Origin of the sequence: Luxibacter massiliensis (assembly GCF_900604355.1) — a bacterium.
GTDB lineage: Bacteria > Bacillota > Clostridia > Lachnospirales > Lachnospiraceae > Luxibacter > Luxibacter massiliensis.
Genome location: NZ_UWOE01000001.1, coordinates 2,569,783 through 2,584,395, shown reverse-complemented (window position 1 = coordinate 2,584,395; position 14,613 = coordinate 2,569,783). Strand labels below are relative to the sequence as shown.

10 protein-coding genes are annotated in these 14,613 nt (G+C 43.9%); 9 read left to right on the top strand and 1 reads right to left on the bottom strand.

All coding sequences use genetic code 11. The features are described from left to right. Positions 1-109 precede the first annotated feature (109 nt). The 4 genes from nudC to EFA47_RS11845 all read left to right on the top strand — a co-directional run bounded on the left by nudC (position 110) and on the right by EFA47_RS11845 (position 3,854). The gene (nudC, locus tag EFA47_RS11860) at positions 110-946 is read left to right on the top strand and encodes an NAD(+) diphosphatase (RefSeq protein ID WP_122643472.1); all 837 of its coding nucleotides are present in this window, start codon (positions 110-112) and stop codon (positions 944-946) included. A gap of 11 nt (positions 947-957) precedes the next feature. After that, a complete protein-coding gene (locus tag EFA47_RS11855) occupies positions 958-1,380 on the top strand; it encodes a bacteriohemerythrin (protein WP_122643471.1) in 423 nt (140 codons plus the stop codon). A 195-nt stretch (positions 1,381-1,575) separates the two neighbouring features. Next, positions 1,576-2,430, top strand: a complete 855-nt coding sequence (locus tag EFA47_RS11850) for a YitT family protein (RefSeq protein ID WP_122643470.1) — start codon at positions 1,576-1,578, stop codon at positions 2,428-2,430. Between the two features lie 77 nt (positions 2,431-2,507). Continuing rightward, positions 2,508-3,854: a DUF1958 domain-containing protein gene (locus tag EFA47_RS11845; protein WP_122643469.1), complete on the top strand. Its 1,347-nt coding sequence runs from the start codon at positions 2,508-2,510 to the stop codon at positions 3,852-3,854. A 240-nt stretch (positions 3,855-4,094) separates the two neighbouring features. On the opposite strand, the gene pepT is transcribed toward EFA47_RS11845, so the two are convergent. Beyond that, a complete protein-coding gene (gene pepT / locus EFA47_RS11840; protein ID WP_122643468.1) occupies positions 4,095-5,333 on the bottom strand; it encodes a peptidase T in 1,239 nt (412 codons plus the stop codon). Positions 5,334-5,534: 201 nt separating this feature from the next. Here pepT and EFA47_RS11835 point away from each other — a divergent pair, with 201 nt between their 5' ends. The 5 genes from EFA47_RS11835 (at position 5,535) to EFA47_RS11810 (ending at position 14,608) form a co-directional block, all read left to right on the top strand. After that, complete coding sequence (locus EFA47_RS11835) at positions 5,535-7,640, top strand: methyl-accepting chemotaxis protein (protein WP_122643467.1); 2,106 nt, start codon at positions 5,535-5,537, stop codon at positions 7,638-7,640. Between the two features lie 591 nt (positions 7,641-8,231). After that, positions 8,232-10,829 carry an ATP-dependent chaperone ClpB gene (clpB, locus tag EFA47_RS11825; protein WP_122643465.1) on the top strand — a complete coding sequence of 866 codons (2,598 nt, stop codon included), beginning with the start codon at positions 8,232-8,234 and terminating at the stop codon, positions 10,827-10,829. After that, positions 10,826-12,043 carry a Y-family DNA polymerase gene (locus EFA47_RS11820; RefSeq protein WP_122643464.1) on the top strand — a complete coding sequence of 406 codons (1,218 nt, stop codon included), beginning with the start codon at positions 10,826-10,828 and terminating at the stop codon, positions 12,041-12,043. The genes clpB and EFA47_RS11820 overlap by 4 nt, the downstream gene beginning before the upstream one ends. Beyond that, complete coding sequence (locus EFA47_RS11815; RefSeq protein WP_122643463.1) at positions 12,033-13,046, top strand: acyltransferase; 1,014 nt, start codon at positions 12,033-12,035, stop codon at positions 13,044-13,046. Before EFA47_RS11820 ends, EFA47_RS11815 begins: the two co-directional genes overlap by 11 nt. A gap of 101 nt (positions 13,047-13,147) precedes the next feature. Further along, positions 13,148-14,608, top strand: a complete 1,461-nt coding sequence (locus EFA47_RS11810; protein WP_122643462.1) for a UDP-N-acetylmuramoyl-L-alanyl-D-glutamate--2,6-diaminopimelate ligase — start codon at positions 13,148-13,150, stop codon at positions 14,606-14,608. Positions 14,609-14,613 lie beyond the last annotated feature (5 nt).

Below are 14,613 nucleotides of genomic sequence, written 5' to 3'. Positions count from 1 at the left end.
AGTCAATAGGAGGCTGGCGGAAGTGGGGAATTATTGTATTTTTATATTTCAGTTGGGAAGAAAATGTGGTATGATAAGTACGGAAATTTTAAAAGGCTAGGGAGGACAAATGATTCAGGATATTGCACCCCATGTGTACAGAAATGAATATAATCCAGTGCCGCCCGATCGGACAAGTATTGCGCTGTATTATGAAAATCATACAGCACTTGTGAAAAAGACACGGCAGGGAATAGAGTTTCCTGTATTTAAGGACCTGGAGCATCTGAATGAGGATATTTACGATCATTATACATATCTGTTTTCCATAGATGGAGAAAGATACTATCTTGTGAAAGATATAAACAGAGAACCTATATCCTTATTTTCACTGGAGAATATAGAGATCTTCCGGACAGCCAAACCTCAATACCGGGCCTTTGCTGGCATCACAGGATACCAGCTGTATAATTGGTATAAAAACCGCCGGTACTGTGGCAGGTGTGGTTCTGTGATGAAGCCGGACACGAAGGAGAGGATGCTGTTCTGCGAAAAGTGCCGTAATATGGAATACCCCAAGATCTGTCCAGCCGTAATTATCGGGGTTTTGGACGGCAACCGTATTCTGATGTCAAAATATGCAGGAAGAGTTTATAAAAAATATGCCCTTCTTGCAGGCTTTGTGGAAGTTGGGGAGACTGTGGAAGAAACCGTGAAGAGGGAAGTCATGGAAGAGGTTGGCCTGAAGGTGAAGAATGTCCGTTATTACAAGAGCCAGCCGTGGTCGTTCAGCGATACAGTGCTTATGGGTTTCTATTGTGACTTAGACGGCGGAGATAAAATTACACTGGATGAGGATGAGCTGGCGCTGGCAGAATGGTTTGACAGGGAAGATATTCCTGTAGAGCCGGCAAGTGACAGCCTGACAAATGAAATGATTATCAAATTTAAAAATGGTGAAATTTAGGAGGTAAAAACATGAGAGCAGAATTTGACGAGAGCCTTGTAACAGGGAATGAGATGATCGATACCCAGCATAAAGAGCTTATTGACAAGATTAATAAACTTCTTGACAGCTGTGAGACTAATAAGGACAAGCTGGTTGCGGTAAAGACGCTGGATTATCTTGCGGACTATACAGATTTCCATTTTAAGGCGGAGGAAGGCCTGCAGGCAGAAATCCAGTACCCTGGCATCAAGGAGCATAAGGCTGAACATGAGCATTTGAGAAATGTAGTCAATGAATTATATGAGATGCTGGAGGAAGAGGAAGGGCCTTCAGACGCTTTTGTTGAGCAGGTGAATAAGAATGTGATTGAATGGCTTTATAGGCATATCAAAGGCTTTGACCGTTCTGTTGCAGAATATAAATTTATGAATGACAGCAGTGAACGCCTGTAGGCACGGCCAGCCTGCTATGGACGGCGGCAGTAATGCCGATATTTTTGCCCAGTAGAAATATATTGTCCGGGTGTTGACAAAAGTAAAGAAATGGAATACACTGATTAAAGAAGAGCACATGCGAATTATATTTTATAATTTGTAGGTGTTCTTTTTATGTTTAATTGGGAAAATATTAGAGAGAGGAGATAAAGAATGAAAACAATTAATCTGAAAAAACTGGCATATGACATTATGATAGACATTCTTGGAGGACTGCTGATTGGGGCGGGGATTTATAATTTCGCAGTGAATGCTGAGTTTCCTTTGGCAGGAATCTCAGGTATAGCCTTAATTTTTTATCATTTGTTCCAACTGCCTATTGGATGGGTGACGATGATTCTAAATGTACCCATTGCCATCGGCTGCTATAAAACACTGGGGAAAGAATTTTTTATCAGATCTGTGCGTACTGTGATTATTACCTCCCTGATTATAGACTATGTAGTCCCGCTGTTTCCTGTATATACAGGCGACAGGATGCTGGCGGCTATATGTACGGGGATTTTCTCAGGACTTGGATATGCCTTGATCTTTATGAATAATTCCTCGACCGGGGGGATGGATTTTATTACCGTGGCCATTAAAGTGAAAAACCCCCATCTGAGCCTTGGGAAAATTGTCTTTATAACAGATGCGATTATAGTTACTATAGGCGGCGTCATGTTTGGGGATGTGGACGCCACTATTTATGGATTCATCATTACCTATTTGCTGACTGTTGTGATTGATAAGATTATGTATGGTATTGATGCAGGCAAGATGACATTGATTGTCACAGAAAAAGGAAAGGAAGTAGCAGAAAAAATCGATCAATATTCAGGCAGAGGCTCTACTTTGCTGAAAGGCCAGGGAAGCTATTCAGGCATTGAAAAAGAGGTGGTTATGTGTGCCTGCAATAATAAACAGATGTATACGATACGAAAACTTGTGAAGGAGATAGATCCCCTTGCATTCACGGTGATAATGGAATCCAATGAGGTGGTTGGGGAAGGATTCAAAGAAGAATAGGACAGCTTGTCTAAAAATATATTCTATGGTATATTATTGTCAGATTATAGGGAAATCTGAAAGGAATATATGGTGTTATGAGATGGTCGGGAAAAGTCAAGGTTAGTTCTGTCTTTCTGGCAGTAGTTCTGGGAATGTTTCCAGTACAAGGGGTCCATGCACAGCGGGCCCTGGACGTGGCGCGGGACAGGGGGTATCAGCTGGAGGAGCGGTATCAGCCTGCAGGATCTATTATAACAGAATTCCATACAGGGCAGATTCTATGGCAGGAGGCAGCGCAGAAAGCCTGGCCTCCTGCCAGCATGACTAAGCTTATGACGGTTCTGGTAGCTTATGATGCAATGGCAGAAGGGAAGTTTGCTTTAGATACGCAGGTAGAGGTGACGGCAAAATATGTAGACATTGCAGGCAGATATGCTCTAAGTAATAATAAGATGACTTTAGGTACGTCTTATACGGTCTCAGAATTAATTGATTTAATTATTGTACCGTCTTCGGCTGCAGCTACCTATATGCTGGCAGATTTAATAGAACCGGATCCTGACAAATTTGTAGGCCTGATGAATCAAAAAGCTAAATCTCTGGGAATGTCACAGACAAAATACTATAATTGTGTGGGGGTTAGGAATGATCTTCTTCAGCCTTACCAACCCGCCCAAATACCTATTAACAGTGATAATGTAACATCACCGGAAGATTATGCGCTGCTTTGCAGTTATTTTGTGAAAACTTATCCGGATATTCTGAACCACACCAAATATCCCAAAATTGTTGTGAAAGAGGGTACCCCTTATGAGGAGAAGTTTGATTCCTATCAGATCTCTTTGGAGGGCGCCAAATATGGGCTGAAAGGTACAGACGGCTTAAAAACAGGATCCAGCGATACCGCGGGTTTTAATTATTCATCCACTGCACAGAGAGGAGATACCCGGCTTATAGAGGTAGTTATGGGGGTATCTTATTGGGAGGACCAGACGGGAGAGGAGATCCGCCACCTTGTGGGCAATGCCATTATGGAGCAGGCCTTTGAAAAATACGAATATCGGTTAGTGCTAGAAGAAGGAAAGCATACAATTGGGGGAAAGGAAATTGTCACAGAAACGGATTTTTGGGACTGTGTACCTAAAAAGGTGAAAAAGATACCTTTTAACTTAAAAGATGGGAAGGTTTGTGTGGATCTTGAAAGGGAGTATCTTCCGGGATATGAGGCGCCCTCTGTGCCGTATCAGGCAGCTGGGACAGCCATTCCGGGAGGCAGGATTGCAGGGACAATCCTGAAAATAACTGCAGGTATTTTTATAGCAGCAGTGCTTGCCGTAGCAGTAAGAATAGGATATGTATACTACAAAAAGCAGCAGAGAAAGAGGAGGAGAAGAAAACACCAGGAGCGATCGCCCGGGCGGGGCCAAAAACATTTTCAATAATCTCATAGCAGGAGTATATTGTATAAACAGCCTGTAATATTCTGGCTGGCCATTGGCTTGTGGGATACAAAAAACTGCCGCGAAATGCGTGTTTCGTTAAACTCTGCATTTTGCGGCAGTTTTAAATTTGATTTTATTTCTGAGAGCAGCCAGCCAAGCGGACATGTAAACATGTCTATTGGGTGACTGCGGCGAGGGCCTAATATCCCGGTGCTTGCATCGCTGCTAGTTTGACATCCCTTATGCTTGCATCGGGGTCTTTGGGCCTGAATAAATTTTAATGAGTTCCAGTATAATTTTTACGGCCAAGTCCATTCCTTCCGCTGTTATATGCTCATATGGGCCGTGGTATCCGTGGCCGCCTGTGCCCAGATTCGGGCAGGGAAGTCCTTTGAAACTTAATTGTGCCCCATCTGTACCTCCGCGTATAGGGAGGATTAAGGGGGCGATGCCCGCTTTTCTGCAGGCTTTTTCAGCGTTTTTAATAAGATGCTGGCAGTCTTTTATAATTTCAGCCATATTGCGGTATTGTTGTGTGATAGTAAGACGGACAGTTCCCGGGCCCCATTTCTCGTTCAGAAGTTTTTCGATATGGCTTAGAGTCTGCTGACGGACTTCAAATGCAGCGGCATCGTGATCCCGGATAATATAGTTGAGCTCTGCATGTCCTACATCCCCATTCATATTTACAAGATGGTAAAAACCTTCATAATCTTCGGTATTCCTGGGTGTATCGCCAGAGGGCAGCATAGAATTGATTTCCATGGCCACGAGGCTGGCGTTTACCATGGTATTTTTACTGGAGCCAGGGTGCACGCTTACCCCTTCAATTTCAAAGACAGCCTTGCAGGCGTTAAAATTTTCGTATTGTATTTCTCCTTCTGTATCGCCGTCCAGAGTATAGGCATAGTCTGCTCCAAATCTTTCCACATCAAAATGTGCCGCCCCGGCGCCAATCTCTTCATCAGGAGTAAAAGCAATGGATAGCGGGCCATGGGGAATGTTTTCTTTATCCAGATATTCGACCATAGTCAGGATCTCTGCAATCCCAGCCTTATCGTCTGCCCCCAGTATGGTTGTCCCGTCACTGGTGATCAATGTGCGGCCTTTCAGGCTGGGCAGATGTGGGAAAGCGGATGTGGTGATTGTACGTCCGCTTGTGCCGAGGGCAAAATCCTTCCCATCGTAATTTTTAGTGACAATAGGTTTTATGTCGCAGCCGCAGAAATCAGATACGGTATCCATGTGGGCGATAAAGCCAAGTTTAGTTTTATCTTCATAACCTGGGGTCGCTGGGATATGGGCATAGACATAACACTGCCCGTCTACTGCTGCATCGGATACCCCCAGATCTTTTAGCTCCTGTACAAGCAAATGTGCCAATTCAAACTGGCATTGGGAGGATGGTACACTCTGGCTGTTTTCGTCGCTGGGTGTGCGGACAACAACATACTTTAATAATCTTTCATAAGCTCTCATAATGACATATCTCCTTTTATGTGATTGTTATATTATTATAACACCTTTGAGAAAGAATATAAAATTGAATAAAATGAATACATAACCAGAAAAACAAAGAAAATTGTAGAAAATGTTCAAAAAATCATACATTTCATTGACAAATTAGTGTATTATGCTATATAGTGAAAATACTAAAAGTTAAGATCAGGGGGATACAATATGAGAAATTTTTTGGCGAAACAAAAGTTGACAACCAAAATTGCAATGGCTCTTTCGAGCCTATTGGTGGTTGTCTTTGCTATTTTGATTATATCAGTGGCAGTGACAACTAAGACTAATATTCAGAAATTGTCCAATGAAGAATTGACTGCCATATCGGAGAAGAATGCGGCTGACGTACAGTCTATTTTTGATCTGGTAGATATTGTTGGAAGTGGAGCACAGGACTATATATTGCGGGAATACGAGAAAGCCGGCAGCGCCGGGCAGAATCAGTCAGGGGCGGCGTTTTACAGTCCTATATATGGCGTACAGTATTCACAGTCCAGTTATGAAGTAGAGTTATATTTAAAGGAAAATTTCCGCAGTGCGGTTGCCGGAAATGAAAATGTCAATAGTATAGTAGCTGCTTTTGAGCCTTATGCTTATGACAGTGCAATACAAGATTTTTCTGTCATTTCGGCAAAAAATGTAAATAATAGTGAGCCGTATAGTTATGGAGCCCATTCACAGTATTCTGGAGAACCCTTTTATACCATGGCGAAGGAGGCCGGGGATATTGTTGTAACGCCGCCTGTGGAGTTTGAGGGAAACAAAGTAATTTCCATATCGTATCCTATTATTTATAATAATGAATTTAAAGGCGCTATTGCGGCAGATATTAACGTCGAGACGTTTGGAAATAAAATATCGGACATTACACAGTACTCCAGCATCTACTATGCTGTGATTTCCAGCGACGGAGTTGTCATATTTAACAGCAAAGATTCCGACAGGGTGGGAGAGAATTCACAGGATAACTTTACAGCAGAAGTCTATGCCCAAATAGAAGAGAATATGGCTGGCGGAGAGGCTTTTTCCATAGACAGCACTGCCGATGGAACAGATTTTACAAGATTCTATGCTCCTATCCAGGCGGGAAATGAAACCTGGTGGGCCGTCACAGTAATAGAAAAAAGTGAATTAAATGCTGCCGTACGCAATACATTAATTTTATTAATCGGAATTTCTGTTGCAGCCTTTATTGTCATCGTTTTAATTACGATCACCATCTTACATAAGACTTTAAAACCCATCCAGACAGTAGTGGGAGCGGCAGAACAGATAGCACAAGGCCATTTTGATATTCAGCTTGAGGCAACCTCCCAGGATGAAATCGGTGTTTTGACATCTACATTTGAAAAAACAGCCTATACACTTAGGAACATTGTTGAGGATATATCTTCTGTCCTTGACAGTGTTGCAAAGCAAAACCTGAATGTTTCTACGTCTGCCGAGTATGTAGGAGAACTGAGCCAAATAGGGACTTCTATGGAACAGATAATGAATAATCTGAATTATGTCCTCAATGAAATCCATCAGTGTGCAGAACAGGTTTCTTCTGGAGCGGATCAAGTTTCTTCAGGGGCCCAGGCTCTTGCCCAGGGTTCCACGGAGCAGGCAAGCTCGGTAGAAGAATTGGCGGCAACAGTCAATGAGATGTCACAGCAGATTTCGGTTATGTCCTCCTACACCCAGGAAGCCAGCAGCGAGGCGGAAGAAGTGGGGAATGAAATGGAAAAAAGCAGTGAAAAGATGCAGGATATGGTTCAGGCAATGTCCAGAATCAGCGATACTTCCAAGCAGATTGAAAAAATTATTGGCACTATAGAAGATATTGCTTTCCAGACAAATATATTGGCATTGAATGCAGCCGTGGAAGCTGCAAGGGCTGGTACGGCAGGAAAAGGATTTGCGGTTGTGGCTGATGAAGTCCGTAATCTTGCAAGCAAGTCAGCAGAAGCTTCCAAAAATACTACATCTCTTATTGAAGATTCCATTACTGCTGTCCGAGATGGGATCCGTTTGACAGATGAAACATCAAAGGCGCTTGTATTTGCCGTGAATGGTGCTGAGAGTGTTGTTAAGAAGATTAATGAAGTTTCCAGTTCGTTTGAAGAGCAGGTTGTTGCTGCAAAACAAATCAAACAGGCGATAGACCAAATTTCTAGTGTTGTGCAGACCAATTCTGCCACATCCCAAGAAAGTGCGGCAGCCAGCGAAGAACTTTCAGCGCAGGCACAGAATTTGAAATCTCTTATAGATGGTTTTGAACTGCGGAATTAGACTTATATATAGAATCAGTATAAAAGGCAGGGGATTTCTGCAGAATACTTTAGGGTGTAAACAAAGCATTTCTAGTATATAAAACAGAATAAGATCATAAAGGGGCTGATGTACAGTAGATTGACATCAGTCCCTTTTTTGATAGGATAAAAGGATTGGCCTCCCTGTGGTGTTGGGGAGTGGCTGATTGCTTCGTTCATCGGCCACAATGAACTTACGGATATTCCCCTGGACGATTCTATATATACCGCTGTGAGCGCGTATAATGTCTGTATGCCACGTTATGACCGTAAAAGACTGTATTTTCCATATATAGTTAAAAATCTTGGAAAAATGTGGAATATAGAGCATATAGGAACGCACATTCCAAACAGTGAGGGTATGGAATATCCCGTCAAATATTACCTGATAAAAGGCAACAGTCCGCCGCTTACTTCCCCCTATTTCTCTGTTTTCATAGAGGGGTGGAAAAATTTTCCGAAAAAATTATTTAAAAATTAGCACTCACCTCTTGACTCTGCTAACAATAAGTGATATTGTTATATAAGAAATAGAACAAACGACATTGAATGATTATAGGAGGTGTCTGCTATGAACATAAACAAATTTACACAAAATTCACTTCAGGCTGTACAGAACTGCGAGAAAATCGCTTATGATTATGGCAATCAGGAGATTGCCCAGGAGCATCTTTTATATGCCCTGTCAGCTCAGGAGGACAGCCTGATTCTAAAACTTCTTGAAAAGATGGATATTCAGGGCACTTTATTTATAAACCGGGTGGAGGAAGCGTTGTCGAAGCGGCCTAAGGTTCAGGGCGGGCAGGTGTTTGTCGGCCAGGATCTGAACAATGTCCTGATTCATGCTGAGGATGAGGCAAAACAGATGGGGGATGAGTATGTTTCAGTTGAACATTTATTTCTCTCTTTACTGAAATATGCGAGCCGTGATTTAAAGAACCTGTATAAGGAGTTTGGCATTAACAGAAATAGTTTTCTTAAAGCGCTGTCTACGGTGAGGGGAAACCAGAGGGTGACCAGTGACAACCCGGAAGCTACTTATGATACTTTGAATAAATATGGGCAGGATCTGGTGGAGCGTGCCAGAGACCAAAAGCTGGATCCGGTCATAGGCAGGGATGAAGAAATCAGAAATATTATTCGGATTTTGTCGAGAAAGACAAAGAACAACCCTGTCTTAATTGGGGAGCCAGGTGTCGGAAAGACTGCTGTGGCAGAAGGGTTGGCACAGAGGATTGTCAGAGGCGACGTGCCTGAAGGACTGAAGGATAAAACTGTTTTTTCTTTGGATATGGGCGCCCTAGTGGCAGGGGCAAAATATAGAGGAGAGTTTGAGGAGCGTCTCAAGGCTGTGCTGGAAGAGGTAAAAAACAACGACGGCAGAATTATACTTTTTATTGATGAACTGCATACGATTGTGGGGGCAGGTAAAACAGACGGCGCCATGGATGCCGGCAATATGCTGAAACCTATGCTGGCAAGGGGAGAGCTGCACTGTATTGGAGCTACCACTTTGGACGAATACCGTCAATATATTGAGAAGGATGCTGCCCTGGAGAGAAGGTTCCAGCCAGTGATGGTGGAAGAACCTACAGTAGAAGACGCCATTTCTATTTTGCGGGGGTTAAAAGAGCGGTATGAGGTATTTCACGGTGTAAAAATTACAGACAGTGCACTGGTGGCCGCGGCAACTTTATCTAACAGGTATATATCCGACCGTTTTCTGCCTGACAAGGCCATTGACCTGGTAGATGAGGCGTGCGCCTTAATTAAGACCGAGCTGGACTCTATGCCTACTGAAATGGATGAGCTTAGACGGCGGATTATGCAGTTGGAAATTGAAGAAGAAGCGCTTAAAAAGGAGCAGGACCGCTTGAGCAGGGAGAGGCTTGAGCATCTGCAGGAGGAGCTTGCCGGTTTAAGAGAGGACTACACGGGCAAAAAGGCACAGTGGGACAATGAAAAAGCATCTGTGGAGCGTGTCCAGAAGATAAGGGAAGATATTGAGCAGGTGAATAAGAATATTCAGAAAGCACAGAGGGAATATGACCTGAACAGAGCGGCTGAATTACAATATGGGCGGCTTCCCCAGTTACAGAAGCAATTGGAGGCAGAAGAGAGCAAGGTTAATGAGAAGGAACTGACACTGGTACATGAAGCTGTGACAGACGAGGAAATAGCCAGGATTATTTCCCGGTGGACAGGAATACCAGTTGCGAAACTGAATGAAAGTGAGAGAAGCAAGACACTGCATTTGGGCGAGGAACTCCACAGAAGAGTCATTGGGCAGGAGGAAGGGGTAGAGCTTGTCACGGAAGCAATTATCCGTTCTAAAGCTGGTATTAAAGACCCTACTAAGCCGATTGGTTCTTTCCTGTTCCTTGGACCTACCGGAGTGGGAAAGACAGAGCTTGCAAAGGCGCTGGCGGAAAGTCTGTTTGATGATGAGAATAATATGGTGCGGATTGATATGAGTGAATATATGGAGAAGTATTCTGTTTCCAGGCTAATCGGAGCGCCTCCGGGATATGTAGGGTATGATGAGGGAGGGCAGCTTACAGAGGCTGTCAGGAGAAAGCCGTATTCGGTGGTATTGTTTGATGAAATAGAAAAGGCACATCCAGATGTATTCAATGTACTGCTGCAGGTATTGGATGATGGACGCATCACAGATTCTCAAGGCCGTACAGTGGATTTCAAGAATACGATTCTGATCATGACCTCCAATATTGGAGCCAACTATCTTTTGGAGGGGATAAAGGAGGACGGCAGCCTGGAGCAATCCAGCCAGGATATGGCCATGAATGAGCTGAGGGGGCATTTTAGGCCGGAGTTTCTGAACCGTCTGGATGAAATCATTATGTTTAAACCGTTGACGAAACAAGATATTTATGCAATTATTGATTTGTTAGTAACAGATGTCAACAAACGGCTTGCCGATAAGGAACTGGCTGTTGAACTGACAGAAGCGGCGAAGGACTATGTGGTTGAGGGAGGCTATGACCCGATGTATGGGGCGCGTCCGCTGAAAAGATATTTGCAGAAGAATGTGGAAACTCTTGCTGCCAGATTAATTCTGGCAGGCAATGTGGGCAGGGAGGACATTATTCTGATTGATGTTATTGACGGAAAATTGAAGGCAAGTGTGAAAGGGCAGCTGATTTCATGACACCCGTTATTTTTCATGTTGATGTAAATTCCGCCTATTTGAGCTGGACGGCAGTGGAACAATTAAAAAAGGGCGCAAAACAGGATTTAAGGGAGATTCCGTCTATTATAGGCGGAGATCAGAAAGCGCGGCGCGGTGTGGTGCTGGCAAAATCTGTTCCCGCCAAAAAATATGGCATTCGCACAGGGGAACCTGTTGCGAATGCCTTTCGTAAGTGTCCCCACTTGGTGACGGCGCCTCCAGACCATACAATGTACAGGGAAAAGAGTGCCAGGCTTATGGAATACCTGGGTACATTTACGGAGAAGATTGAACAAGTCAGCGTGGATGAGTGCTATATGGATTTTACACAGATAGCCGTACAGTATCCATCCCCTGTGGATGTCGCACTAAAAATAAAGAATGAGATTAAAGAACTGTTCGGGTTCACAGTAAATATTGGCATATCTTCTAATAAACTTTTGGCAAAAATGGCCTCAGATTTTGAAAAGCCAGACAAGGTACATACCTTATTTCCCCAGGAGATAAGCAGGAAAATGTGGCCTCTGCCTGTGGGTGAGTTATATATGGCGGGACGTTCCAGCGTGGAGACTCTAAAGAAATTAGAAATTAACACCATCGGGGACCTGGCCCAGGCCAATCCAGGCCTTTTAGTCCTTCACCTAAAAAGCCATGGGCAGATGCTGTGGGAATTTGCCAATGGTATCGACCACTCCAGTGTACAGTCTGAGCAGGCAGAAGCGAAAGGAATTGGAAATTCTACAACTTTGTCTGAGGATTTGGCGACATACGAGGAGGCTGAGAAAGTTTTCGCAGGACTTGCAGAAAGTGTGGGACGCCGCCTGGCCGAAGCCGGACAGAAGGCCCGGATGGTAAGTATGGAAATTAAATATTATGACTTTAGGTGTATTTCTCATCAGATGCAGCTGCCAGGGCCCTCCAATGACAGAGATGAAATATTGCAGGCAGCGTGCCAGCTTTTTAAGGAGGCATGGAGCGGCGAGCCAGTCCGCCTGCTGGGCATAAGGACTGCGAAACTTGTGGATGAATCAGAACCTGAGCAGCTTTCTATCTTTGATGTGGAAATGCCCCCGCTGGTGGATGAGAAGCATAAGAAGCTGAATGAGGCTATGGAGAGTATTCGGAAGAGATTCGGGCAGGAGGCTGTGGTCAGAGGCAGTATGCTGAAAACGAGGTACAAAGATGAAGAATAAGAATTATAATATGGAGTTAATCAGGACAGTGTCTTTTGTGATGGTTATTATAATTCATGTCACAAACTATTACTGCCGGGCATTTACTAATATCAAAACAGGAGAATATCTATTTTCCTTAACCCTGGATGTTGTTTCCAGGGTTAGTGTGCCCTGCTTTTTTATGCTGAGTGGAGCCCTTCTGCTGGGGAGGGAGGAATCTCTGAAAAAGAATGGAAGCCGTCTGTTCCGCTTTCTGGCTGTTTTGGTATTCTGGAGCATCGTGTATTATTTCTTTAATGTGTATTATATGGGGACGGATGTGGATCTGAAGGAAATACTTTTTGTGCCTGCTGAACCGCACCTCTGGTATTTATATGCAACTATTCCGATATATTTTGTGCTCCCATTTTTCCAAGTTATGTGCCGGGGCATGGATGAAAAGCTGGATCGGGCGTTTTTGGCCATGGCAAGTATTGCAGGAGTATTTCTGTATTTTTCTTCTCTGATCCAGGAAGAAGCATATTATGATGTCCCTATCATTGGCGACAGAATATATACATTTTACTTTTTTATGGGTTACTTTATTTTGAAATATGAGAAAAGAATCACCTGGAGCAGTCGCAGGCTGTTTTTGATATTCATAGGGAGCACAGCCTTAAATGTGATACTTACAGCTTTCATAAGTTATGTGTCGGGGGATCATTTTGAGAGGCTTATGGAATACGGATGTCCTCTTGTGGCCATAAGCGGACTCTCCTTTTTTACCTGGATAATTCGGATGGGGAAAGGGAGGATAGAGTTTGGCCCCAGGGCAAAAAGATGGATTGACACATGGTGCAGATGTTCATTTGGGATCTACCTGATACATATCCTATTTTTAGATAATTTCAAAAAATATGTAAAACCTTGGGATTTGACAGCATGGGCGGCAGTACCGCTGCTCACAGCGGGGATTCTCGGCGTGTCCTTTTTATGCATATATCTGCTCCAAAAGCTTCCTTTTGGAAAATATATATCTTAGGCAGACTATGTTTTAGAAAGTTTTCACAATAGAAATTTTGCAACACGTAACTGTTTATGGTATTCTATATAGATAAGTATTTCCAGTTGGGAGGAATTTATATGAAGCTGAGTCAGTTATTAGAACGTTTGGAATATACAGTGTTACAGGGAAGTGATGAGACAGAGATAAGCACTCTGGCTAATGATTCCCGCAAGGTACAGAAGGGTTCTGTTTTTGTGTGTATCAGCGGCGCAGCTGTGGACGGACATACCTTTATACAGGATGTGGCGGACAGAGGGGCTGCTGCGGTGGTTGTAGAGCGGGAGACGGAAGTTCCTGAGAATATAACAGTCATCAAGGTGGAAGATACCCGGTATGGACTGGCATTGATGTCGGCAGCCTATTTTGGATATCCGGCAGACAAAATGGATATTATTGGCATTACTGGAACCAAGGGGAAAACGACCACAACCTATTTGATTAAATCAATTTTGGAGGAAGTGGGGAAAAAGGTGGGGTTGATCGGGACAATTGAGGCGGTGATCGGAGATGAAAGGATTCCTGCAGCTAACACCACTCCTGAGTCCTATACCATCCACGAGTATTTTGCCAGAATGGTGGAGGCTGGATGTGATACGGTTGTAATGGAAGTATCTTCCCAAGGGCTGATGCTGCACCGGACGGCGGGGATACCTTTTGAAATCGGTATATTTACGAACCTAGGCAGAGATCATATCGGGCCGAATGAACATGCAGACTTTGAGGACTATAAGAGATGTAAGGGCCTCTTATTCAAGCAGTGCAGGAGAGGGATCGCCAATGTGGATGACCCATATTTTGCGGACATATTTTCCAAGGCGACCTGCGAGACAGAGACTTTTGGATTCTCCAAGAAAGCAGACCTGCGGGCAGAGGATACTCATCTAGTGTCGAGGCCGGGATACTTGGGAGTTGCTTACCATGCAGCTGGAGTGATGGACTTTGATGTGGAAATCGATATTCCAGGTAAATTCAGTGTATATAATTCCCTCACGGCCATAGCCGTGTGCAGGCATTTTAAAGTACCTGCAGAGAAGATCCAGAAAGCGTTAAAGGCTGCCAAAGTTAAGGGCAGGATTGAGATGGTGAAAGTATCAGATGAATTTACGCTTATGATAGATTACGCCCATAATGCTATGAGCCTAGAAAGTCTTCTGGCTACACTGAAGGAATACAATCCCAAGCGCCTAGTCTGCCTTTTTGGGTGTGGCGGGAACCGCTCAAAAGAGAGGCGGTACGAGATGGGGGAAGTATCCGGACGGCTGGCGGACCTGACCATCATTACATCTGACAATCCCAGGTTTGAGGAGCCTCAGGCTATTATAGATGACATCAAGAAGGGCATTGCCAGGACAGCCGGAAAGTATGTGGAGATCTGCGACCGCAAGGAGGCCATCAGGTATGCCATTGGCCACGGACAGCCGGGGGACGTGATTGTTCTTGCAGGAAAAGGGCATGAGGATTATCAGGAAATTAAAGGCGTAAAGTACCCTATGGATGAGAGAGTATTGATACAGGAGGTTTTAGAAGAATTAAAGTAGGTGGC

What these genes read in the sequence shown, in the direction of transcription:
- nudC (WP_122643472.1), top strand. Translation starts at nt 110, where the DNA reads ATGATTCAGGATATTGCACCCCATGTGTACAGAAATGAATATAATCCA.
- clpB (WP_122643465.1), top strand. Translation starts at nt 8,232, where the DNA reads ATGAACATAAACAAATTTACACAAAATTCACTTCAGGCTGTACAGAAC.
- EFA47_RS11845 (WP_122643469.1), top strand. Translation starts at nt 2,508, where the DNA reads ATGAGATGGTCGGGAAAAGTCAAGGTTAGTTCTGTCTTTCTGGCAGTA.
- EFA47_RS11855 (WP_122643471.1), top strand. Translation starts at nt 958, where the DNA reads ATGAGAGCAGAATTTGACGAGAGCCTTGTAACAGGGAATGAGATGATC.
- EFA47_RS11815 (WP_122643463.1), top strand. Translation starts at nt 12,033, where the DNA reads ATGAAGAATAAGAATTATAATATGGAGTTAATCAGGACAGTGTCTTTT.
- EFA47_RS11810 (WP_122643462.1), top strand. Translation starts at nt 13,148, where the DNA reads ATGAAGCTGAGTCAGTTATTAGAACGTTTGGAATATACAGTGTTACAG.
- EFA47_RS11820 (WP_122643464.1), top strand. Translation starts at nt 10,826, where the DNA reads ATGACACCCGTTATTTTTCATGTTGATGTAAATTCCGCCTATTTGAGC.
- EFA47_RS11850 (WP_122643470.1), top strand. Translation starts at nt 1,576, where the DNA reads ATGAAAACAATTAATCTGAAAAAACTGGCATATGACATTATGATAGAC.
- EFA47_RS11835 (WP_122643467.1), top strand. Translation starts at nt 5,535, where the DNA reads ATGAGAAATTTTTTGGCGAAACAAAAGTTGACAACCAAAATTGCAATG.
- pepT (WP_122643468.1), bottom strand. Translation starts at nt 5,333, where the DNA reads ATGAGAGCTTATGAAAGATTATTAAAGTATGTTGTTGTCCGCACACCC.